This window comes from Mesorhizobium sp. M0119 (genome assembly GCF_040322615.1).
In the GTDB taxonomy this organism is placed as follows: Bacteria; Pseudomonadota; Alphaproteobacteria; order Rhizobiales; family Rhizobiaceae; genus Mesorhizobium.
The window spans coordinates 14,173-36,255 of sequence record NZ_JAMYTU010000038.1 but is presented as its reverse complement, the minus strand read 5'-3'; the positions used below and the strand labels follow the sequence as shown (position 1 = coordinate 36,255).

The window sequence follows — 22,083 nt, the reverse complement described above, 5'->3', positions numbered from 1 at the left end:
AATGACAATCGCCAAGAACACGATCTGCCTTTGGTACGACAAGGACGCCGAGGCTGCGGCTCGCTTCTATGCCGAGACTTTTCCCGACAGTTCGGTGAAGTCCGTCCACCGCGCTCCCAGCGACTACCCGTCCGGCAAGGCGGGCGACGTGCTGACCGTCGAGTTCACGGTCGCCGGCATCCCCTGCCTCGGCCTTAATGGCGGGCCCGCGTTCAAACACAACGAAGCCTTCTCCTTCCAGATCGCCACCGACGATCAGCAGGAGACCGACCGCTACTGGAACGCCATCGTCGGTAATGGCGGCCAGGAAAGTGCCTGCGGCTGGTGCAAGGACAAATGGGGCATCTCCTGGCAAATCACGCCGCGCGTGCTGACCGAAGCGATGGCTGCCGGCGGCGATGAAGCAAAGCGCGCATTCGAAGCGATGATGGAGATGAAGAAAATCGACGTTGCGGCCATCGAGGCGGCGCGGCGCGGCTGACAGTTCGGGGGTGGAAGTCGGTGCATAACCCGGCCGAGGAGGTCATCGAACAGAGCGGCGCCAGCAATGCCGTACCCAGTCCACGAACCAGTCTTTTACGGTCTGGACGTCGATGCTGCCTATGACCCTTTGCTTGGCCTGCAACTGGTAAAGGATCCGCTCCCCCGCGCGGATGTGGATGTCGATGCGGCGCTGCGGTGGTTGCGCGATCTGCTCGACGCGCATTTGACCGCGGGACGGTGTGCTTTTTGACTCGCGCGCCTAGATCATCACCTTATTCGGGGGAGCAGATATTCACCGGGCCGTTTTGCGGACATTTCACCTTTAGGCGAATCTGTCTCCTCCGCTCGGGCCTCCGATCAACCCATTTGCGGCGTGACTTCTGAAAGCAGCCAATCCCGAAAAGCCTTGACTTTGCGCTGACGGATCGCCTCTGGCGGGTAGACGAGATAGAAGCTGGAGGGGGATTTCAGGGCGTGGCCGAAGGGGCGGACAAGCCGCCCGGCGGCGAGGTCGGCCGCAACCAGCATGGTCCGGCCGAGCACCACCCCCTCGCCCTGTGCGGCCGACTCCATGGCAAAGGTGGCAGAGTCGAACGTAATCCCGCTCTGCGGGTCCACGCCCTCGACCCCGGCGCTTGCCAGCCAGGTCGCCCAGTCGATTGGAAAGCTGTCACGGATCAGCGTGTGGTGTCTGAGGTCCTGAGGCGTACGGAGCGGATGTGCGCCCTCAAGAAGCTTTGGGCTGCACACTGGAAACACCTCCTCGCCGGTGAGGAACTCTGACGTGAGCCCCGGACAGTTTCCGCTGCCATAGCGGACGGCTACATCGATGCCGTCACCGAGGAAGTTGGTCAGTTTCCCGCTCGTCGAAACCCGCACATCGATGTCGCCATGCGCACGGTGAAAGCGATAGAGGCGCGGCACCAGCCATCTCCCCGCGAAGCCATCGGAGGTACTGACGTTCAATGTCGAGCTCGAATAGCGGTCTGTTGCCGCAGCGGTGGCAGTGGCCAACTGGTCGAGCACCTCGCGCACCGCCCGCGCATAGGGCTCGCCAACGGCTGTCAGGCTCACCGAACGCGTACCGCGCTCGAACAGCTGCACACCGAGCTGATCCTCGAGGTTCTTGATCGCCCGGCTGATGGCGCCGTGGGTGACATGAAGTTCCTCTGCCGCCTTGGAGAAACTCAACAGGCGCGCCGCCGCTTCGAAGCTCGGCAAGGTGGTGAGGGGAGGCAGCTTCCGGGGCATGGATCGATACCTGTATGTGTGAGTGATGCTCACACATTGTCGCCGATAAGTCGTTTGTCGTCCAGGCCGGAAGACGGCATGTTTGCTCGCGTGATCAGTCATTCACCGCGGCTGCAAAAGGCGAGTTCGGTGTGACTGATACTCTCGCTGACGAAGGTCGCGGGGCAACTGCTGAAACCAAAACTGCCGCCATTCTGGGAGAGCACCATGACCGCCAAACGAGTTGAACCCATCGTCGACGTCCTGACCGGCATGGCCGGCCGCATCCTCGCCTCGAGCAGGCGGCGCCGGACCGAGCGGCAGATTGCACGCTTCTCGACGCGCCGGCTCGATGACCTCGGATTTGCCCGCGACTGGGACGGCTCGGTCTATCGGCCGTCGGACCACCGCTAGCCTGAACGAAGCAACAGCGGACAGGCTCTTCGCCAAAGATCGCTGTCGCAAGGAATTAACGGAGAACGGACATGGCCACCATCCACCCATTCCTCTGGTTCAACACCGACGCCAAGGAGGCCCGCGATTTCTATCTCTCGGTCTTCAAGAACGGCAAAGCGCTCCGGACGATCGAATACGCAGACTGGGTGTCAGGAACCGACAAGACGGTCCCGCATGCCACCTTCGATTTCGAGCTCGAGGGTCTGCACCTTACAGCGCTCAATGCCGGGCCGCAGCCGCCCTTCAACGAGCGGCTCTCGCTCTATATCGAGACCAGGGACCAGGCCGAGACCGACTACTACTATGAGGCGCTCACCGCCGGCGGCGGCAGGGCACAACCCTGCGGCTGGCTCACCGACAGATACGGCGTCTACTGGCAGGTCATCCCGGAAATCCTGCCGCGGCTCAGTGCCGATCCGGATCGCGAAAAGGCCAACCGCGTCCGGCAGGCGATGTACGGGATGCGCAAGATCATCATCGCCGACCTCGAAGCCGCCTACGCCGGCAAGGCTTAACCCTCCCACCGCAATCGCAACGAATGGAGAGCCCCATGACATCGCTCGTGGACAAGAAAGTCATCGTCGTCGGCGGCAGCTCCGGCATCGGTCTCGGGGTCGCGGAAGCTGCTCTCAACGGCGGAGCGAAGGTCGTGATCGTCGGCCGGTCGCCCGAGAAACTGCAGGCTGCCGAACGGACGCCCAATGCAGGTAATCGCGTGACAAGCGTGGTCGCCGACATGACCAACGAAGCAGACGTTGCTCGCCTGTTCGAAGAGGTCGGTCCCTTCGATCACCTGATATCGACCGCCGGAACACTGCCGCCCGGCGATCCCATCGGCAGTACAGACATGGAGGCTGTGCGAGGCTTCGTCGATAACAAGCTGATTGGCGCCGTGATGCTCTCCAAGCATGCTGTGCGCACCCTGAAAGCCGACGGCTCCATGACCTTCACCTCGGGTATCAACAAGGACAAGCCGCCGGTGCCGGGAGGCTCGGTCGTCTCCGCGATTGCCGGCTCATTCAGCTACTTCGCCCGCGCCCTGGCGCTCGAACTGGCCCCGACGCGCGTCAATGTCGTGTCGCCCGGATGGGTAGACACACCGATGTGGGACATCGTTGGAGAAGCCAAATCCGGCTTCTTTGCCGACATGGCTGCCCGGTTGCCATCGAGAAAAATTCCGACCGCTGCGGACGTCGCCGCCGCCTACCTCTACCTCATGGAAAGCGACGTCACGACCGGCGAGACAATCCGCATTGATGGCGGCCATAACCTGATCTAGCCGCCATTTGCACGCCGCCTGAATGGGTTGAGCCGGCATGACCGCTAGACCGGCGCACTCCTGCCGAAGGCGACGAACGCCGCGGATCATGCCGGCGTAGCCCAATCGGGGTTTACATCGGCAGCCAGGTCCCTAGTTTTAGCGTTTCGCGCCGCGCACCCGAGTGCGTGGATGATCGAGGACGGGACCGTGAGCTTTGCCGGCCCCTCGAAACTTTCAAAGGATGGCTATCATGACACAGGCCAAGAATGGCGACACCGTGCGCATCAATTACAATGGCCGCCTGGCGGACGGCACTCAGTTCGATTCTTCCGGCAACGAACCGCTGCAATTCACGTTGGGTGAAGGACAAGTGATCGCCGGTCTCGAAACCCATGTCGAGGGCATGGAGGTGGGCGCGAAAAGCACCGTCACCATTCCCGCCGAGGCCGCCTACGGCCCCCACCGCCCCGAAGCGGTCATGACCGTCGACCGCGCCCGCGTACCAGACAACATCAACGTCGATATCGGCGCTCGATTGCAGGTCAGAACCCCAGAAGGGCGCCCGATGCCGGTAACAGTCGTCGGCGTGGACGACACCAGCGTCAAACTCGACGGCAATCACCCGTTGGCCGGACGGGATCTGGTGTTCGACGTCGAACTGGTCGAGATCGTTCAGGCGGCGTAGGACACCGTCAAAGGCCGCGGTGGCTATGATTTCGGGTGACGCACTTCTGCTGGTGGTTTCGGCGGTGCGTCACCCGTCGAAGGGAAAGACCGCGACGGCGGAAATCGTGTAGCTTGCAGCAACCCATAGAGACATTCGGCATCTGGAATGTCCAATTCAGCGTCGCAGTCTCGAGGACCTGTGGAAGACCTCGCTTGACAGCCGACTTCTCGTGACAGCAAAGTCTCGTGATGCGGGCGATTGGCTGGAATAGAATTGCGCGTGCCGGGGCAATCGTGCTGATGATTGGCACAAATGTTCCTGTTCCGGCACGTTCCGACTCGCTCCTTCTCACAAGCCCGTCCCAGCCAGCCAATGTCGGCGATGCGATGCTGGCGGCTGCCAATTATCATGATTCCGGCGACTATGATCGCGACCTTGCCGCTGTGGCGAAGCAGGCCGGCGATTGGGTCGTCAAGCGCGCATTGGAGGTGCCTCGCCCCGCACTGGTGCTCGACATCGACGAGACGGCTTTGGCCAACTGGGAAGTGATCACACGTGACAATTTCGGCCGCCCGATCGGCGGTGCCTGCGACATCGCAATCGACGGTCCCTGTGGCTGGGCCGCCTGGGACCAGCTTGCGAAGGATCCGGCTATCGACCCGGTGCTGGAGGTTTTCCGGCAGGCGCAAACGGCGAAAGTCGCGGTATTCTTCATCACCGGACGTCCGGAGGACCAGCGTCAGGCAACCGAACAGAACCTGCAGTCGGCCGGCTATGCCGGCTATGAGCACCTTTACATGGTCCAGCCTGGGGCCAAATACGGCTCCGCCGCAGATTTCAAGGCACCCGTAAGGGCCGAAATCGAAAAGGCCGGCTACACGATAATTGCCAATGTCGGTGACCAGCCATCCGACCTGTTCGGGGGGCATGCCGAGAAGCTGTTCCTGCTGCCAAATCCGTTCTACCGGGTTCGCTGACGGCCGGAACGGCACAAGCCCGAATCCTCGGCTCCTTGCCGAGCACCTACTAAGGTATCAAGACGACCTTGCCGGTCGCGCCGCGCTCGTCCAGCAGGCGATGCGCCTGACTGGCCTGGTCGAGCGGGAAGCGACCGCCGTTGATCACTTTAAGCTCACCACTTGCCGCCAGACTGAAGAGCTCCGACAGGTCATCACGGAGCAAGTCTGCAGAGAGCAGCGGCAGCAGTGCAAAACCTCTCAACGACTGGTTGCGGCCGATCATCGCCTCCATCTGCGGGGCGCCGAGCGCATATCTGCCAAGTGCGGCAAACACCAACTCTCCGCGAGGTGCCAGAGCCTCCAGCGCAACCGCCGTCAGCGGGCCGCCGACAATGTCGTAGATGATGTCGACGCCAGCGCCGCCTGTCGCTGCCCGGACGTGCTCCGGCCAATCCGTCTTGCTGTAATCGACGGCAGCATCGGCCCCCAGCGACAAAGCAAGGTCGAGCTTGGACTTGCTGCCGGCAGCCGCGATGACACGGCTGGCACCGGCGCGCTTGGCAAGTTGGACAAGCAACGAACCGACGCCGCCCGCGGCAGCGGCGACCAGCACCGATTTGCCGGCTGGCGGGCTTTGCCGCGATAGATGCAGCGCCGTCAGCCCTTGCACCATCAATGCCGTCGCGTCTTCGAACGAGACCGCATCCGGCAGCGGCACGGCCAGGCTTGCGTCGATCGTCACATAATCGGCATAGCCGCCAAACGGCCGGCTCGAAGCGAACAACGGCGCGGCGACGCGCATGCCGAGCAAGGAAGCCTCCACCCCATGCCCGAGCGCCTCGACGATCCCGGCGGCCTCGACGCCAGGGATCATCGGCAGCTGCGGCGTCACCGCATAGAGATCCGCGCGCATCAGCACTTCGAAGAAATTCACTCCGGCCGCCCGAACGCGGACCAGGACCTCGCCGGCTTGCGGCTCAGGCTTCGGCACCGCGACCATGTCGAGAACGTCGGGCCCGCCGAAACGGTTCAGTTGAATGGCTCTCATCGCATGCACCGTTCGTTGTTGGCATCGGCCGCTGTTTGCCACTATCTGCCTGGCTTCGACTACACACCGATTTGTCGGCTGCTGACCGGGAGGTGACCATGGCCAAGCTGATCAAGAGACTGCCGATGCTGCCGGCGGAGCGCGCGCTGAAAGTGATTTCGGGCCGCTGGAAGGCGGTCATCCTGTACCATCTCTTCGACGGGCCCCGGCGGCTGTCGGCGCTGCAGGCGCTGATGCCCGGCATTACCCAGAAAGTGCTGATCCAGCAGCTTCGCGAAATGGAAGAGCACGGCCTCGTGCGCCGCGAGATCTTTGCCGAGATCCCCTCGCGCGTCGAATATTCGGCGACGCGGCTCGGCGTCAGCCTCGAGCCCATCCTGCTGGCACTTTGCCAGTGGGGCCAGCATCACGCCGACGAACTGAATGAGATGGACCGCCTTGCCGATTGCATTATCAGGCCACGGCAAGCGCGGACGTCCATGCCGTATGAACAAAAAGGGCGGCGCATGCGCCGCCCCAATGCTTGGGAGAATTAATCCTTGGGAGGACTGTTCGAACCTGTGCTCAGGCCGCCTTGACTTCCTCGGCGACGGCATCGGCCTGACGCGCCGTCTTCAGCACCCTGGCCCACCATGCAATGTCGTTGACCAGCGCGGTTGCCGCCTGGTTGAGGTGCTCGAACTCATCGAGCTTCTTGTCGCCTTGCTTGACGGCAAGGAAATCGGCCCAGGCGATGTGTACGGCGGACTTCACCGGCGCCATCTGCAACTCGACCGCATGCAGCCTCAGCTGCTCGACCGCGCGCGCGCCACCGACGCTGCCATAGCCGACGAAACCGGCCGGCTTCTTGTTCCACTCGTTGGCGGCGTAGTCGATGGCGTTCTTCAGCACGGCCGTCGGGCCATGATTGTATTCCGCGGCGGTGAAGATGAAGCCGTCGAATCCGGCGACCTTCTTTTGCCAGCGCTGCGCCACTTCGTTCTGCGACGGCACCCAGGCGGAGGATGCGACCTCATCGAAGAACGGCAGCGGGAAATCGCGCAGGTCGACGACTTCAACGTCGATGTCGGCGTGCGACTTGGCGATCTTGGCAATCCATTGGGTCGGGACATCGGCAAAGCGGGCTGCGCGGGTAGAACCAATGATGATGGCGATTTTGGGTTTTGACATAGAGGGGGCTCTCCTTACGGGAATACTGGTATCGTTTAGATACCTGAGCTATATGAGTAACTGGCCGCTCAATGTGCAAGGAGGCACTTTTTTGTTACCAAGGCACCCGCACCGCACCGAGGACTGCCGCGCCATCTCGGAAATCCTGCAGCGCGTCGGCGACAAATGGACCGTGCTCGTCGTTGGCAAGCTCGGCAACGGGCCGCTGCGTTTCAACGAGCTGCGCAGCGCCGTCGGCGGCATTTCGCAAAAGATGCTGACCACGACCTTGCGCGGGCTCGAGCGCGACGGCTTCGTCACCCGCACGGTATTCCCGACCATCCCGCCGCGGGTCGACTACGAATTGACCGATCTTGGTTACGAGCTGCTGGTGCCGGTCGATGCGCTCGGCGAATGGGCACGCAAGAACACCGAGCGCGTCAAGGCCGCGCGCGAGAAGTTCGACGCCATGCACAGCTGAACCCTTGCTCTGCAAGGGTTTGAACCTGTCGGGGATGCTGCGAATAAGCCCTACTGCTGTAACTGCATCTTGCTCTTCGGCAGCTTCTCGATCCGGTTCCATTTCGGGTTGGGACTGACCACCTTGCCGCCAATCGTGCAGGTCGTGGTCGTCTCCTTGCGGCAATTGCTCACCGTCGTGCCGCTGGTGTCGCATTTCGTCGCCGAGCAGATCTCGCACTTGGCCGCTTGCCCGTTGATGGTGCGGTTTTCCGACGTGCAGGTAGCGCCTGGATCGCCTTTTTTGACCTCGGCAAAAGCGCTTGCGGACGACAGGCAGAGCAAGGCTGCAAAGGCACCCGCCAGGGCAGCGTTCAGCATGTATTGACGCATTGTCTTCCTCCCAAGATCCCGCCGGTCGCGCTGCAGGCGCGCATGCGGGAACCCGTTGGCCAAAGACCACGCGGGATCGCTGTCCGCATCCGCCGCGCGGGAGAGACGGCTGTTTAAATCCGTCTTCTGGAACAGGCCGGGTCAGCCTTCGGCCGGAACCGCCTTCGGCTTGCCTTCGCCGTCCAGCGCCACCATGACGAAGTCGGCGTGGGTGACCTTCTCCATCAGGTCGGAGAGATAGCGCTGCGCCCAGGCCTCGACCTTGAGCGTCATCGAGGTGCGGCCGACGCGTTCGACATGCGTATAGATGCACAGCGTGTCGCCGATCTTCATCGGCTTGGCGAAGGACATTTCCTTCACCGCCGCCGTCACCACGCGGCCCTTGGCGCGCTCGGCGGCGCGGATGCCGCAGGCGAGATCCATCTGTGCCATCACCCAGCCGCCAAAAATGTCGCCTGCCGCATTGGCGTCGGAAGGCATGGCCAGCGTCCTGAGCGTCAGATCGCCGATCGGCCGCCCGTCCGCGTAATGCACCATGGCCAAATCCTCTCGAAGCCGATTGTCCCGATCCCGTACCGTCATGGCACGGACAGGTCAACGCCACTGAATGGTGTCGCAGCCTGAAGTTCGGGTATCGGTCGACAGTGTTGAAAAGATGCGGCGCGAAGCTAGACGAGCGCAACCATTAGGATTGCATTCCGTGGCGGAGCTGGCAGCGTATTCGTGATACGCGATCAACCTCGTCCTGAAACTAAATTCTAACGGAATGTGTCAGGCGGTTGGCTGGGTGACTTTTTCAACAATATGGGCGGAAAGCGGTCAATCGATATGGGCTATGGCGCTCTATAGCACGCCATAAACCCACTCCTTTCAAACCAGCCGTCCTTGAAATTGCGACACAGGAACCGACCTGTGTAACCTTCAGAATATCCAAGGACGAGCACGATCGCGAGCACAGTTGAAGCGGCCAAGACTCGTCTCCATTTCATGGTTCCATGCTCCTGCTCCGGCAATCTTGTAACCGAAGTTCGCCGTTCTCTAAATGGCTGCAACGAGAAAGCTGGCGCGCCCGATGGCGCGACAGAACCAAGCCCCCGCCGATAGGCGTGCTTCACAAAGTGGGCCAGGGGGTCGGGACGTAGGCGCAGGTGTTGCCTTCGCGGATAACATGATCGATGCCTGGGAAGGGCAGGTGACTGTGGATCAATTCGGGCTGAAAAGAAGCAAGGTTCTGGCTCCATGACGGCGGCAGAGCCGATGGTCCCGCCAGCGCAATTACTTTCTCTGCCCGTTTCGGACCGACGCTTTTCAGAACGCGAAATCCGCGGACTGAACGACATCGGCTGGGAGCCAGGTTTCATGAACCTGCAAGATCTCGGGCCCGCGGCTGTAGCCGCGATCGCGGACCACCATCGTCGTGACCCGGCCATTGTTCGGTTCATCGGAGTCCTTCGCGTCGCGTTGCCATTCGTGGTAGTTCACGACCGCCAGGTCGGCGCTTTGATGGCTGATCCGGATGTCGCGTATTTTGATACGGAAGGCCGGATTCGATCCGTAGATGCTCTTCATGTAACCTGCGAAGTCTTTTTTCCCGAACGCCCTGCCGCCTGGCATGATGGCGACCAGATCGTCGCTGATCCGGTCGAGCGCGTTCTTCTTGAACGTCGCGTCGTCGCCAGGGCATCGGCCCGCCACCCAGTCGGCGAAGAATTCGTGGATGTCGTGGATCGTCGCCTCGATTTCCTTCGTTTGAAGGGGCATTTTTTCCTCCTGTCTCAAGATGATGCTGGATCAGGCGCTTTACGCCGTGGCTTGCCCCGACCGGACGCTGCTTGAGGACAGCCCGTACCACGCGAGCCACAGGCACATGAGAAGCGAGGAAATCAGCCAGATCGGACCCCCGATGCCGATCCCGAGCTGCTCACCGAGTGTCCACCCGGTTGCCGAAAGGATACCGAACGCCGAGCCGACGATCGCGGCCCATCGGGGCAGTATCCCGACGTTATCGCGGGCGTCGTGATACGCGACAAGCGCTGTCGCCAAGGCCAGCGCCCAGAATCCGTTACCCATGCCGCCGGAAAACGCCCACCAGGTCATGAAGGCGTTGGTGTCACCCCGGTCGGCCGCGACCGCGACCACCGATGCCTCGGCGACTGCGGTGGAAAACGTGGTCAGGGCGCCGAGAGCCATCACCATCCAGGCGGAACTCAGCATCGGCGAATGCCGGACCCGGGGGTTGAGCGCCAGGTTCAGGAACGAAGCGCCGGCGATCAGGAACAGCGCCGCTGCCGCCGTCCAATGGACCGTAGCCCATCGCCCATGGCCCTCGGCGATATTCTGCATCTGAACAGACAAATCCGCGTCCGGTGGCCCGTGAAAGACGAGCGCAGCCGCCAGCAGCAGCGTTCCGGTGGCGAGCCAGACACCGCCCGGCCCGCTCATGCTGTTATTATTCGTTTGCATCGGGAAAACCTCCTGTGGCCTTTACCACGCCATGAAGTTTAGACCCGCGCCACCGTTGCCCGCTTCGGCGTAAATACCCACGCAGCGAGAAATTTTGGCTTGGGCAGGATTACCCAGATACGCCCATGCCGATCAGGCCGTGCTCGACCGCAAAGGCCGTGGCTGCCGCGCGCGTGCGCACGTTCAGCCGCGTCAGGATATCGCTAACGTGACGGTCTACCGTCCGCTGGCTCAGACCGAGCTCGCCGGCAATTTCCGGATTGGTCAGGCCTGACGCGATCAGGCGCAGAACCTGCGTCTGTCTGGGGGTGAGAGCTTCGCTGCCTGTCGCCGTCATGGTAGCCCGCAGCTTGCCGGCAACGGCTTCGTCGGGGCGCGCGCCGAGCTCGCGGAAAAGTCTTATCGCTTCGTCCAGTTCGGTCTGCGCCGCTTCAGTATCGCCGGTTGCGAGACAGGCCCGCGCTGTCACCACCCGCATCCGGGCAAGATGATAGGGCGCCCGAAGGTCCCAGAGGATTTCCACTGCGCGCCGGATATGGGCCAATGCCTCCGCGGCTCGACCAGCATGGATCAGCACCCGCGCGGTAGCCTCGGCGGCTGCGGCGCGGACTGCATCAGCGGAATATTGGCGCGCGCAGTCGCGCAGTGTTTCGCACAGTTCCCAGGCGTCATCGGCCGAACCGACAGCGAGAGTGATTTCCACCGCAGCCGGCAAGAGGCGGAGTTTGCCGGACATGTCGTCGACCGACTGCAGTGCGCGGCGGATCGCCGAAAGGGCCGGCTGCTCGTGCCCCTGCTGCAATCGCATAAGCGCCAGCCCCGGCTGCGGATCGAACCCGAGCCTGCTCGCTGCGCGATAGGCGACATCGGCCTCGTCCCATTGGCCGCGGAGGCGAAAGACCTCGCCCTTCTGGTAGAATGCCGGACCGGCGTGGTGCTTCGAGGGCCCCTGCTGAAGGCGGATGCTGGCGACACTGGCCTCGCGGCCGGCCTCGTCCCAGTGGCCGTCGAGGATCAGGATTTCGGCCCGGTGGATCAGGCATCGGCCGGTGAAGGCAACGATGTCGGGCTGTCCCGCGCACCATCCGACCAGCGCCGATGTCCATTCCCTCGCCCGGCTCGTGGCATGAAATTTCTGACAGATCTCGATCACGCTGCAGTAGACCAGCCCGGTAACGATCGGTGAGAGCCGGCCCGAGATGACCGAAACCATCGCCTCGTCCAGCAGTTCGAAGCCGCGCACATAGTCACCGCGCAGGATCAATATCCGGCCTTGAAGGTGGCGCGCGATAGCCAAGAGGTCCGGATCTTCGCAGCGCTGTCCGATCTCCGCTGCACGTGTTGCGTGGGCGAATGCTTCGTCCAGACTGTCGGCGGCGAGGCATTGTTCGACCATTGGAAGCTGAAGGTAGCCGTGTTCTGCACATTCCGGCGCATGATCCGCGACCAGCCGGTTGGCACGGGTCAGCCATCCGCTGCCTTGGGCGAATTCGCCGCGAAACATCAGGGTGAGCCCGATCCAGAAGCCGCAACGCGCTGCAGATCGTTCGCGTCCGTTCCGGACATGCTCTTCGAAGGCCCTCTCGTAGTCCCGAACGAATTCCTCCTCGCGCCCAAGCATGTAGGCGGCTTCCCCGAGGCGCTGGAGCTCGGCGCCGCCAAGTTCACTGCGGCGGTCTCTGTCTGACAGTTCGCGGTGAAGCCTGGACCAATCTCCGCGATTGGCTAGCTCCGCATACGGATCCGATGCAACTGCACCGTCTTCCGGCGACTTGTCGGGTGATCGGTCGGAGGGCGCGGGCATATCCTCAGAATAGCACATATCTTGCTGAGGAGGTTGCGGCAGGTTACCGATGTGGCAGAAGTTCGTTTCGGGCTCAATCGAGCCGTTCATCGCGTCCGCCGCCGAGGACCGGGAAGGGTCGCACTCTGCCGTCTGCAAGGTGTTTGTCCAGCGACTGTTGTGTGGCGATACCGGCTAAAATCCCTGTCGTGTGAAACTTGTCATGGCCGCTTAGGGTGTCATTTCGCCCTCTACCGGAACCGCCCCCAACGTCGGCGCCTCTTGCTCGATATGATCCCACAGACGGTTCGAGATCGGCCCGTGCGGCCGGTCGCGGCGGCGCGCCACCACCAACTCCTCGGTACGGCCTGGCAGATGACGACCGGCAATGGATTGCAGGCGTCCGTCGCGCAGCTCATCCTCGATCAGGAAGCGGGGCATGTGGCCCCATCCGAGGCCCTGCAGGATGATTTCCTTCTTCATCCCCTGATCGGCCACCATGCATTGAGGCGCACCCTCGATCATGAAGTAGTCTTGTTGCGGTGAATGGCGGGCCGTGTCGCGCATGACACATTGGGTGAACGCGTGCATCTGATCCGGCGTGATGGGGTGCTTGATGCGCTCCGGCAGAAAGCCCGACGCCACAACTGGGACGAATGGCACCTTGCACAGATCGATCCATTCCACCCGCGGATCGCTCTTGTCGATCCAGTGCAGGATCAAATCGGCTTCGTCATCGAAGAGGCGCTCCCACGGGCCGCCCACCGCCTCGAAGTGCAGATGCAGGCGTGTGCCCGGGCACTGGGCGAAGAACCGCCCGAGCATGCCCAGTGCCTGCGGGCGCGGGCACAGGTCGCCGATCACCACATGGATCTCGCTTTCTTCGCCCATTGACAGCTGAGCAGCATGAAGCCGCAAGCCTTCCAGCTCGCGTAGCAGCGATTGTGCCCTGCGATGGAACGACAGCCCTGCCTCGGTGGGGCGCACGCGATAGCCGCTGCGATCCAAAAGGACGAGGTCGAGTTGCCGCTCCAGCTTTGCAACGGCGGCGAACACCGCCGGATGCGAGCGATGCAGCATGGCCGCCGCAGGCTGAAAGCCGCCGCAGCGGACCACGGCATCGAAGCATTGCAGGTCGTGCAGGGTGAATTCGGCCATGTCAGCTTCTATTACAGAGATGGTCCCATCTTTGTAATATCATCAAAAGCGCGCCGCAGCTAGGCTTTGCCACATTCAACACTGCAAGAAGGAAGGTGTATTCACCATGAATGAGCTGGATTTCGTGACCGTCGGCGATGGTACCCGCATCGCCTACCGCATCGACGGCGACGCCGGGAAACCCGTGCTGATGCTGTCGAATTCCATCGCCACCACACTGCGGATGTGGGACATGCAGGTCGACGAGCTGTCGAAGCATTTCCGTGTTCTGCGCTATGATTTTCGCGGCCATGGAGGGTCTAGCGTTCCGGCCGGCGCTTATTCGCTCGACCGGCTTGGCCGCGACGTGATCGAGTTGCTCGATGCCCGGGGCATTGAACGCGTACACCTCCTCGGTCTGTCGTTGGGCGGCTTCGTCGGGCAGTGGCTCGGCATCCACGCGCCCGAGCGGATCGAGCGTTTGATCCTGAGCAACACCTCGTCCTATCTCGGACCGGCAAAGCAGTTTGACGAGCGGATTGCCGCCGTGCTGCAGGCGCCGGACATGTCGGAAACCGCCGAGATGTTCCTGGGCAACTGGTTCCCCGCGCGGATGCTGGCGGCCAACGAGCCCGTCATCGAAGAATTTCGCGCCATGCTGCTGGGCATCGACCGGCAAGGCTTGGCTGGTTTGTTCGCGGCGGTTCGCGATGCGGACCTTCGCCGAACCATAGCGCTGATTTCTACGCCGACGCTGGTGATCGCCGGCCGCCACGACACGGTGACAGCCGCCACCCATAGCGAGCTGATCGCGGCGACGGTGCCTGGCGCGAAACTGGTTGTCCTGCCCGCGGTCCACTTGTCGAACGTCGAGTACCCCGCCGAATTCATAGAGGCCGTGCTCGGTTTTCTGCGCTGAGCCGGAGCACGGCGGGGATGCTGAGCGAATGCTGTTTTCGAACATCACCCGCATGGACCGCAACCGATGATGCGCTAACGCGCAGTGCAGGCTAGACTGGGCAATATCGATAGCGAATGACGGCTGACATGGAACTCAGCATTCGCCCACTGACGCCCGATCTATGGCCGGCGCTCGAGGATCTGTTCGGTGACAGCGCCGTCTGCAGTCGTTGTTGGTGTATGTACGGTCGGATCGGTCGTTCTTACCGAAAGCGACCCGGCGAGGAAAACAAGGCAGCGTTCCGGCAAGCCGTCCAGCATGGTCCGCCTCCAGGTTTGCTTGCTTTCGACGGCGATGTGGCTGTCGGCTGGTGCCAGCTGACGCCGCGAGATGCCCTGCCCTGGCTCGATCGGCTATGGCAGCTCAGGCGCGTGGATGACAGGCCAGTGTGGTCCGTGTCCTGCCTCTATGTGCGGAAACAATACCGCCGACGGGGCGTAACATCCCAGCTGATTGCACAGGCTCTGGAAATCGCAAGGCGCGCAAATGCTCCGGCACTCGAAGCCTATCCTTTCGACGCGGACGTATCGCCGAGCGCTTCCGGCAGCGGATATGCCTCCACCTTTGCGCGCGCCGGGTTCAGGGTCGTCGCTCGCAGAACGCCGGCCCGCCCGATCATGCGCTATGAATTCAAGCAGTGATGGGTCTGCCTGCTCGTCGATGGCAGAACCGCTTCAGGTCGGGTCCCAGTCGCTTTTTTCACAAGCGATGCCGGAAGCTCCGGTGATGGCGGCGGTCTGCGGCGTCTAGGCTGGGCGAAAATTCAGGGCCATCTTTATCCACCATGCAGACCTATGACTTCATCATCGTCGGCTCCGGCTCGGCCGGCTCGGTCCTGGCCGAAAGACTGTCGGCTTCCGGCCGCTTCTCGGTGCTGGTGCTCGAGGCCGGCGGCAGCGACCGACGCTTCTACGTCCAGATGCCGCTCGGCTACGGCAAGACCTTCTTCGACCCGGCGGTAAACTGGAACTACAAGGCCGATCCGGACGCCGGCCTCGCCGGCAATGTCGACCACTGGCCGCGCGGCAAATTGCTTGGCGGCTCGAGCTCGATCAACGCCATGGTCTGGATCCGGGGCGCGCGCGAAGATTTCGACGCCTGGGCGGCCGCCGGCAATCCCGGCTGGGGCTACGACGATCTGCTGCCGGCTTTCAAGGCGCTGGAGGACAATGAAGCCGGCGCCGACCGCTGGCGGGGCACCGGCGGGCCGCTGCACATCACCGACTGCTCGAATTCGGTCCATCCACTGACCAGGCGGTACCTTGCCGCCGGCCAGCAGGCCGGCCTGCCGCTCAACCCCGATTTCAACGGCGCATCGCAGGAAGGCGTCGGCATCTACCAGATCTCCACCAGGAACGGCCGCCGCATGTCGGCGGCGCGCGCCTTCCTGCGCCCGGCGATGAAACGCAAAAATGTCCGCGTCGAGATGAATGCGCTGGCAACCAGGATCCTCTTCGAGGGCAAGCGCGCCGTCGGTATCGAATACCAGCAGAACGGCGCAAGGAAAAAAGCCCGCGCCGGACGCGAAGTGATCCTGTCGGGCGGCTCGGTCAACTCGCCGCAATTGCTGCAACTGTCCGGCATCGGCCCCTCGGCGCTGCTCAAGGGGCTGGGCATTCCGATCGTTCACGCCAACGAGAATGTCGGAGCGAACCTGCAAGACCATGTCGGCATCAACTACACGTTCAAGGGCAGACTGCCGACGCTCAACCAGATCCTGCGCCCGTGGTGGGGCAAGCTGCTGGTCGGCATGCAATACATCCTGACGCAGTCCGGCCCGCTGTCGCTGTCGATGAACAATGCCGGCGGCTTCTTCCGCACCGACCTGGCCGCTAGCCGGCCCAACATGCAGCTCTACTTCCAGGCCTTCTCGACCGTCATTCCGAAAAGCGGCGAGCGCCCGATCCTGACGCCCGATCCCTGGCCGGGCTTTTCCATCGGCCTGTCCAATTGCCGCCCATCGAGCCGTGGCGAGATCATGATCCGCTCCAGCAATCCGCGCGACTATCCCAGGATCACCGCAAACGCCTATTCCACCAACGCCGATGTCGATGAAATGTTGGCGGCGGTGAAATTCGTGCGCAAGATCGCCTCGATGCCGGCGATGGCCGAGATCATCGAGGAAGAGGTTTTGCCCGGCCCGTCGATCCAGTCCGACGCCGACCTGATCACCGACTTCAGGAAGCGCTCAGGCACCGTTTACCACCCGGTCTCGACCTGCCGCATGGGACCGGACCCCACGCGCGCCGTCGTTGATCCGCGCCTGAAAGTGCACGGCCTCGACGGCTTGCGTGTCATCGACGCCTCGATCTTTCCCGACAACATCACCGGCAACACCAACGCCGCCGCGATCATGACCGGATGGAAGGGCGCCGAACTGGTTCTGGAGGATCAAAAATGAAAATCACCGACGTCAAGACCTGGGTGGTCGGCAATCCGCCGCCCGGCATCGGCGGCAAGTATTTCATCTTCGTCAAGCTCACCACCGATGGCGGCGTCGTCGGCTATGGCGAAGCCTACAACGCCACTTTCTCGGCTCATGTCACCGCAAAAATGGTCGAGGACATGGCCGAGCGCTATCTCGTCGGCCGCGATCCGCACGACGTCGAAAACTTCTTCCGCCGCGCCTATTCATCCGGCTTCACCCAACGCCCCGACGTGTCCGGCATGGGCTGTTTCTCGGCGCTCGAAATCGCCTGCTGGGACATTATCGGCAAGGAAGCCGGCAAGCCGGTCTACAAGCTGCTTGGCGGCCAGGTACACGAAACGCTGCGTTCCTATACCTACCTCTACCCGCACAGCGGCAGCGTCCACTCCGAGGACGCCCGCGGCAAGAATGTCTACAACGATCCCGATCTGGCTGCAGCCTGCGCGCTCGAATATGTCGAGCAGGGTTTCAACGCCGTCAAGCTCGACCCGGCCGGCCCTTACACCGCCTTCGACGGCCACCAGCCGCGCCTCGTCGACATCGACCTCTCCGCCCGCATGGTCAAGGCGATCCGCGAGGCGGTCGGCACCCGGGCCGACATCCTGTTCGGCACGCACGGCCAGTTCACCGCTTCGGGCGCGCTGCGCCTCGCCCGCGCCATCGAGCCCTACGATCCGCTGTGGTTCGAGGAGCCGGTGCCGCCCGACATGCCCGAGGTCATGGCTCAAGTGGCGCGCGGCACTTCGATCCCCATCGCAACAGGGGAGAGACTGACCACCAAATTCGAATTTGCCCGGGTCATCGAGAACCGTGCTGCGACCATTCTTCAGCCCGACCTTGGCCGCTCCGGCGGCATTCTCGAAACCAAGAAGATCGCCGCCATGGCCGAGGCCTATCACATCCAGGTCGCGCCGCACTGCTATTGCGGACCGATCGTCGGCGCCGCCAACATCCAGCTCGCGGTGACGCTGCCCAACTTCCTCATTCTGGAATCGCTGAAGCAGTGGGACGGTTTTCACGCGAAGCTGCTCAAGAAGAAGATCGAATGGCAGGACGGTAACGTTATCCCGTCGATGGAGCCCGGCCTTGGCGTCGAGCTCGACGAAGCCGTCTGCGAGGCGCATCCCTGGACCGGCAAGGACCTGCATTTGCAGATGATGCAGACGCCGTTGATGCCGTGATCTGTCGAGCGGGCGACAATGTCACACGATTTCAACGTGTTGGACGTAGGGCTGGAATCACCGGCGAAAGAACTTGAATCGATCCCTCAACGGCTTGATTCAATATCTCAGCGTCAGCGCACCGGGCAGGATCTCGAAGGTCGCCGGTATGCGACCCGGCGATTCGCCGTCTATGTCGATCAGCGCGGCGTTCTTTTGCAGATCGCCGAGCGGCTCGACAACCACTTTCTTGCCGCGCAGGATGGTGATCGCCGGATGGTTGCGGTGCCGCCCGCCATAGAGCAGGCGGATGTCCCAGATCAGCTTCAGCTTGCCGGCGGCGCGCAGGATGACGATGTCGAATTCGCCGTCGTTAAGCTCGGCGTCGGGCGCGATCATCATGCCGCCGCCGAAGAATTTGCCGTTGGCCACCGCCACCAGCGCCATGCGCGCCTCGACCGGGGCACCGTCGTCGACGGTGATCGCAACCTCCTGGAATCGATAGCGGAGGAACTCCCAGACCGTGCGCCAGTAGAACAGTGCCTTGGCCGAGACCTTGCCCTTGCGCTTGTCGGCGTTGACGGCACGGTCGGTGGCGCCGGAAAGCCCGAGGCTGGCGATGTTGATGAAATGGCGGCTGGCCAGCGCGCCATGGTCGTCGACATAGCTGATGCAGCCGGCATCGACCTTGCGCCCCTTGGCCTCGGCAATCCGCTTTAGTGTCAGATCGACATCGTTCGACAGGCCGAGCCCGCGGGCGAAGTCGATGCCGGTGCCGCAAGGCAGCAGCCCGAGTTCGGCCGTCCGGCCGCTTTCCCGGAAAGCCTTCAGCAGCCCGTCGGCGACTTCGCTGGCCGTGCCGTCGCCGCCTGCCGCGATCACCAGCTCGAAGCCGATGGCGGCAAGGTCGAGCGCCAGCCGTTCGGCATCGCCCTCGGCCTGCGTTTCACGCAGCTCGAAATCGCCGAAATGTCTTTTCAGCGAAGCCGCAACCTCGGGCCAATGCCGCTTGAGCCTGCCGCCGCCGGCGATCGGATTGAGAATCACCGCGACCTTCAAGCCTGCCTCCCCAAGGGCATCGAACACGCCTTCCAATCATTTGCCGGCATTGAAGCCCGCGCCGGGCCGCGGGGCAAGGGTCGATCGCCCGACAATGCGGCTTCGGCATCGAGGCGGCAAATCCCGACCGGCGGCGGCAGGGATCGGAAAGTCGCTATTTTGGCAGGGTCAGTCCCCGATAATCCCGCTATCCACAGGCTCGCCGCGGTTTCGCCAAACGCTTATCCGGCATACATTAAACCCATCTCAGGCGGCTACCGATCGCCACGCCGAAAGGCAAAGCGGAACGGCGGATTTCCTGAGGCCCGTACGGCACTGAACGAGAACAGGCTTGCCTGTTGGAGGGATGGACGCCGAGACCTACGGGGCCGCGGAAAGCGTGCGAACGCCGACGGCGCACCGATGCTGCCATGAAGGACGGCAAAAACCTTCGATGGCGCGCTGGGCAAAGCTCGCAAGAGTGGAGACCGGCGTGGTCCGGAACGGACGCTGCCCTCGGGTGGCGACTGGCAGGACCGTCAAAATCAAGGCCGGCATGGCGCGATATCTTTCGGGAGTTGCTGCCGCGACCGTGTCCTGATCTGACAGGGAGGCGCTGGGAGAAATCCCGGCGCCGACTGTCTTTGTGGCCCCGCCTGACGATTTTGCCGGCGACGCTTCACGCTGCGCCAAAATCAGCTACTATCCAATTGCCGTCGGGGACCGTTTAAAAGGGCTAACGGCAGGGGGACATTTTCATGACGCTCATCCAGAAGCTTGCTGTTGCCTATGCTTTCCTGTTCTTCGGTGTTGTTGCGATCGGCTATGTGCCGGCCTTCAACGATGCCGGCGGCAATCTGTTCGGCCTGTTCTCGCTGCAATGGTATGACGATTTGCTGCACGCCTTCTCCGGTGTCTGGGCGCTGGCGGCCGCCTTCATCTCGCACCGCCAGGCGGTGTTCTATTTCAAGCTGTTCGGCTCGGTCTATCTGTTTGACGGCGTGCTCGGCCTGGTCACCGGTTCCGGCTGCCTCGACGGCGGCATTTTCATCAACGGCTTCCGCTCCTTGAACGACATCGAATTCCCGGCCCGCTTCTTCGCCAACCTGCCGCACATCATCATCGGCGGCTTCGCCGTCTATGTCGGGTTCTGGCTGTCGAAACGTGTGTACGACCATTTCGCCACGGCCTGACCGGCCATGTTCCTGTTCCGCTGGCTGAAGCGCATCATCAAGGCGATCCTCTGGCTCGTCGTCATTGTCGTGTTGATCCCGATCGCCGGGCTGGCCTACGGCTTTCTCACGACGCCGTCGCTGGACACAACACCATTGCCGGGCGTCACCGAGGGTGCCCCGCCGAAGGCGCTGGCCGACAAGGTCCGTGCCGAGATCCCCGGCTACCAGCGGCCGGAGGAATCGACCTTTCTCACCTATCCGGAATGGGCCATCGTCTACGCCGCCCGCGAATATGCCGGCTTCGTCGACAAGAACCAGCCGAGCGGTTTTCCCTATCTCTCCTATATCGGCCGCTTCTGGCAGGACTATGCGATGGTCATCCGCGCCAGCTCCACCTACAAGTTCAACCTCGACAACCACCAGATGCTGGTGGTCATCGGCACCAGCCACACGATCGAGCACGCCATCCAGTGGGCCTATGAGAATACGGTCGGCCGCATCACCGAAGCGACAGCCGGCAAGCGCACCGCCGTCGACATCTACCAGGCCAAGGTGGCGGCCGATTATGCCGGTTTTCTCGACCAGGTGCCGTGGTACCAGTTTCCCTATGCCGAAAAGCGTGCCGGCCTGTTTGCCGTCCAGCCGGCAGCGGACGACAGCGCCTTCCGCACCAGCGAACGCAAGCTCGCCTTCGGCCTCGCCGACACCATCAAGCAGGGCTACGCCGATCTGATCAAGTCGGCGCTCGCCGCCACCACCGACCCGGCCTTGCTCGACATTCACGTCTGGGCCAAGGGTCCGGTCAGCGAGGTGACGCGCAACGAGCCCGACACCTTGCTGGAGCGCGATCTCGGCGCCGACGGCACGGTCTTCGTCACCAGGCGCTACCAGGTGTTCACCGACATGATCCCGCGCCTGATCGGCAAGGGCGTCTCCTTCGTCGAGATCGGCGGCAATGACGAGATCATGGTCACCATGCTTTCCAATGACGAGATCAATGTTCCCGAAGGTGCACGCACCTTGTTCAGCTACCCGCTTCCGGCGGAGCCTTCGACGCGCCGCACCGGCCTGACCGTCGCCGTGCGCAAGCTGCACATCGTGCTGCCGGCGCTGATGACGGCGGGCGCCAGGCTCGAGCACGTCTACGATTACTGAGGCCTTTCGGTCACAGCCGGCCTCGGCAAGACGTTGCGTGATGCTCCGCCACGCTCATTCCACAATCGCGGCCAAATCCCGCCTTGTTCCGCAACGATTGATGACGCCGTAGCACTTTGATCTTGCGCACATGCGCCAGGCAACTCGGAGGGACAAGACCGTGATCAAGACCGCCCTTGTCGCCATGACCATCGTCGGCTGCGATTGCGACGCCAGGCTTTGCGAGTATATCGGCGAGACGCCCGCCAAATGGTCGACCATCGCCGAATGCGAAGCGGCGATGAAAAGCCAGATGCTGCACGAGCGCAATTTCGATTATCCGCTGGTCTCCGGCATCTGCCGGACACAAAACTCGTCTTCGTCATCGCAGCTCGCGGCGACCACTTCCGAGCCCGCATTGACGACGGCCAGCACGGCCGCGACAGACCCGCTGCCACCGGAACTGAGCCACCGGCCCAGTGCTGCGGTCGGAACGCAGACCACGGCGACGGAAACAGAAGCCGTCCGGCCGGTCGCCTATGAAGCGGCGGTCGATGGCGGCAGTGCCGTGCTCTACCGCACGAAGACCGGCTACGCCGTGGTCAAGACCGATCTCGGCCGCGCCGCAGCGGCAACGATCGGCATCGCCAAGCGCTCGGCGAACTGGCTGGCGGCGAAACTGCCTGACGGTCTGTAACC

Annotated in this window: 26 protein-coding genes; 15 read left to right on the top strand and 11 right to left on the bottom strand. The window is 62.8% G+C overall.

Annotated elements, in window-relative coordinates:
- The first annotated feature begins 7 nt into the window (after positions 1-7).
- Positions 8-481, top strand: coding sequence for a VOC family protein (locus tag NKJ40_RS25605; RefSeq protein WP_352468481.1), 474 nt, complete (start codon positions 8-10; stop codon positions 479-481).
- A 42-nt stretch (positions 482-523) separates the two neighbouring features.
- Here NKJ40_RS25605 and NKJ40_RS25600 read toward each other — a convergent pair whose 3' ends face one another.
- Positions 524-706 carry a hypothetical protein gene (locus tag NKJ40_RS25600; protein ID WP_352468466.1) on the bottom strand — a complete coding sequence of 61 codons (183 nt, stop codon included), beginning with the start codon at positions 704-706 and terminating at the stop codon, positions 524-526.
- Between the two features lie 134 nt (positions 707-840).
- On the bottom strand, positions 841-1,734 hold the full coding sequence (locus NKJ40_RS25595; RefSeq protein WP_352468465.1) for a transcriptional regulator GcvA: 894 nt from the start codon (positions 1,732-1,734) through the stop codon (positions 841-843).
- Between the two features lie 207 nt (positions 1,735-1,941).
- Between NKJ40_RS25595 and NKJ40_RS25590 the strand changes: the two genes are divergently transcribed.
- From NKJ40_RS25590 to NKJ40_RS25570, 5 genes are all read left to right on the top strand, one after another.
- Positions 1,942-2,127, top strand: a complete 186-nt coding sequence (locus NKJ40_RS25590; protein ID WP_352468464.1) for a DUF1127 domain-containing protein — start codon at positions 1,942-1,944, stop codon at positions 2,125-2,127.
- A gap of 71 nt (positions 2,128-2,198) precedes the next feature.
- Positions 2,199-2,684 carry a VOC family protein gene (locus NKJ40_RS25585; RefSeq protein WP_352468463.1) on the top strand — a complete coding sequence of 162 codons (486 nt, stop codon included), beginning with the start codon at positions 2,199-2,201 and terminating at the stop codon, positions 2,682-2,684.
- Positions 2,685-2,719: 35 nt separating this feature from the next.
- Positions 2,720-3,448, top strand: a complete 729-nt coding sequence (locus NKJ40_RS25580; protein WP_352468462.1) for an SDR family oxidoreductase — start codon at positions 2,720-2,722, stop codon at positions 3,446-3,448.
- A 232-nt stretch (positions 3,449-3,680) separates the two neighbouring features.
- The gene (locus NKJ40_RS25575) at positions 3,681-4,115 is read left to right on the top strand and encodes an FKBP-type peptidyl-prolyl cis-trans isomerase (protein WP_352468461.1); all 435 of its coding nucleotides are present in this window, start codon (positions 3,681-3,683) and stop codon (positions 4,113-4,115) included.
- Between the two features lie 281 nt (positions 4,116-4,396).
- The gene (locus tag NKJ40_RS25570) at positions 4,397-5,074 is read left to right on the top strand and encodes an HAD family acid phosphatase (protein ID WP_352468460.1); all 678 of its coding nucleotides are present in this window, start codon (positions 4,397-4,399) and stop codon (positions 5,072-5,074) included.
- Positions 5,075-5,123: 49 nt separating this feature from the next.
- Here the strand turns inward: NKJ40_RS25570 and NKJ40_RS25565 are convergent, their stop codons facing one another.
- The gene (locus NKJ40_RS25565) at positions 5,124-6,104 is read right to left on the bottom strand and encodes a quinone oxidoreductase family protein (protein WP_352468459.1); all 981 of its coding nucleotides are present in this window, start codon (positions 6,102-6,104) and stop codon (positions 5,124-5,126) included.
- Between the two features lie 98 nt (positions 6,105-6,202).
- Here NKJ40_RS25565 and NKJ40_RS25560 point away from each other — a divergent pair, with 98 nt between their 5' ends.
- Complete coding sequence (locus tag NKJ40_RS25560) at positions 6,203-6,640, top strand: winged helix-turn-helix transcriptional regulator (RefSeq protein WP_352468458.1); 438 nt, start codon at positions 6,203-6,205, stop codon at positions 6,638-6,640.
- 28 nt (positions 6,641-6,668) lie between these two features.
- Here the strand turns inward: NKJ40_RS25560 and NKJ40_RS25555 are convergent, their stop codons facing one another.
- On the bottom strand, positions 6,669-7,274 hold the full coding sequence (locus tag NKJ40_RS25555; protein WP_023678377.1) for an NADPH-dependent FMN reductase: 606 nt from the start codon (positions 7,272-7,274) through the stop codon (positions 6,669-6,671).
- Between the two features lie 91 nt (positions 7,275-7,365).
- On the opposite strand from NKJ40_RS25555, the gene NKJ40_RS25550 reads away from it, so the two are divergent.
- Positions 7,366-7,734 (top strand): winged helix-turn-helix transcriptional regulator, encoded by a 369-nt coding sequence (locus NKJ40_RS25550; protein ID WP_023678378.1) that lies wholly within the window; start codon positions 7,366-7,368, stop codon positions 7,732-7,734.
- Between the two features lie 50 nt (positions 7,735-7,784).
- Here NKJ40_RS25550 and NKJ40_RS25545 read toward each other — a convergent pair whose 3' ends face one another.
- The 6 genes from NKJ40_RS25545 to NKJ40_RS25520 all read right to left on the bottom strand — a co-directional run bounded on the left by NKJ40_RS25545 (position 7,785) and on the right by NKJ40_RS25520 (position 13,509).
- Positions 7,785-8,105: a hypothetical protein gene (locus NKJ40_RS25545; RefSeq protein ID WP_352468457.1), complete on the bottom strand. Its 321-nt coding sequence runs from the start codon at positions 8,103-8,105 to the stop codon at positions 7,785-7,787.
- Positions 8,106-8,246: 141 nt separating this feature from the next.
- Complete coding sequence (locus NKJ40_RS25540; RefSeq protein ID WP_023678380.1) at positions 8,247-8,642, bottom strand: acyl-CoA thioesterase; 396 nt, start codon at positions 8,640-8,642, stop codon at positions 8,247-8,249.
- 771 nt (positions 8,643-9,413) lie between these two features.
- Entirely contained in the window at positions 9,414-9,866 is a 453-nt protein-coding gene (locus NKJ40_RS25535; RefSeq protein ID WP_352468456.1) for a nuclear transport factor 2 family protein, read from the bottom strand.
- A gap of 39 nt (positions 9,867-9,905) precedes the next feature.
- Positions 9,906-10,547 carry a hypothetical protein gene (locus NKJ40_RS25530; RefSeq protein ID WP_352468455.1) on the bottom strand — a complete coding sequence of 214 codons (642 nt, stop codon included), beginning with the start codon at positions 10,545-10,547 and terminating at the stop codon, positions 9,906-9,908.
- A 130-nt stretch (positions 10,548-10,677) separates the two neighbouring features.
- Positions 10,678-12,189 (bottom strand): helix-turn-helix transcriptional regulator, encoded by a 1,512-nt coding sequence (locus NKJ40_RS25525; protein ID WP_352468454.1) that lies wholly within the window; start codon positions 12,187-12,189, stop codon positions 10,678-10,680.
- Positions 12,190-12,582: 393 nt separating this feature from the next.
- A complete protein-coding gene (locus tag NKJ40_RS25520) occupies positions 12,583-13,509 on the bottom strand; it encodes a LysR family transcriptional regulator (RefSeq protein WP_352468453.1) in 927 nt (308 codons plus the stop codon).
- 106 nt (positions 13,510-13,615) lie between these two features.
- Between NKJ40_RS25520 and NKJ40_RS25515 the strand changes: the two genes are divergently transcribed.
- The 4 genes from NKJ40_RS25515 (at position 13,616) to NKJ40_RS25500 (ending at position 18,058) form a co-directional block, all read left to right on the top strand.
- Positions 13,616-14,407 carry an alpha/beta fold hydrolase gene (locus tag NKJ40_RS25515; RefSeq protein ID WP_352468452.1) on the top strand — a complete coding sequence of 264 codons (792 nt, stop codon included), beginning with the start codon at positions 13,616-13,618 and terminating at the stop codon, positions 14,405-14,407.
- Between the two features lie 128 nt (positions 14,408-14,535).
- Entirely contained in the window at positions 14,536-15,090 is a 555-nt protein-coding gene (locus NKJ40_RS25510; RefSeq protein ID WP_352468451.1) for a GNAT family N-acetyltransferase, read from the top strand.
- A 143-nt stretch (positions 15,091-15,233) separates the two neighbouring features.
- The gene (locus tag NKJ40_RS25505) at positions 15,234-16,850 is read left to right on the top strand and encodes a GMC family oxidoreductase (protein ID WP_352468450.1); all 1,617 of its coding nucleotides are present in this window, start codon (positions 15,234-15,236) and stop codon (positions 16,848-16,850) included.
- A complete protein-coding gene (locus tag NKJ40_RS25500; RefSeq protein WP_352468449.1) occupies positions 16,847-18,058 on the top strand; it encodes a mandelate racemase/muconate lactonizing enzyme family protein in 1,212 nt (403 codons plus the stop codon). The genes NKJ40_RS25505 and NKJ40_RS25500 overlap by 4 nt, the downstream gene beginning before the upstream one ends.
- A gap of 99 nt (positions 18,059-18,157) precedes the next feature.
- On the opposite strand, the gene NKJ40_RS25495 is transcribed toward NKJ40_RS25500, so the two are convergent.
- Positions 18,158-19,096: a diacylglycerol/lipid kinase family protein gene (locus NKJ40_RS25495; RefSeq protein WP_352468448.1), complete on the bottom strand. Its 939-nt coding sequence runs from the start codon at positions 19,094-19,096 to the stop codon at positions 18,158-18,160.
- Positions 19,097-19,833: 737 nt separating this feature from the next.
- Between NKJ40_RS25495 and NKJ40_RS25490 the strand changes: the two genes are divergently transcribed.
- The 3 genes from NKJ40_RS25490 to NKJ40_RS25480 all read left to right on the top strand — a co-directional run bounded on the left by NKJ40_RS25490 (position 19,834) and on the right by NKJ40_RS25480 (position 22,081).
- Positions 19,834-20,268 (top strand): hypothetical protein, encoded by a 435-nt coding sequence (locus tag NKJ40_RS25490; protein WP_352468447.1) that lies wholly within the window; start codon positions 19,834-19,836, stop codon positions 20,266-20,268.
- 6 nt (positions 20,269-20,274) lie between these two features.
- Complete coding sequence (locus tag NKJ40_RS25485) at positions 20,275-21,405, top strand: hypothetical protein (protein ID WP_352468446.1); 1,131 nt, start codon at positions 20,275-20,277, stop codon at positions 21,403-21,405.
- Positions 21,406-21,565: 160 nt separating this feature from the next.
- The gene (locus NKJ40_RS25480; RefSeq protein WP_352468445.1) at positions 21,566-22,081 is read left to right on the top strand and encodes a hypothetical protein; all 516 of its coding nucleotides are present in this window, start codon (positions 21,566-21,568) and stop codon (positions 22,079-22,081) included.
- Positions 22,082-22,083 lie beyond the last annotated feature (2 nt).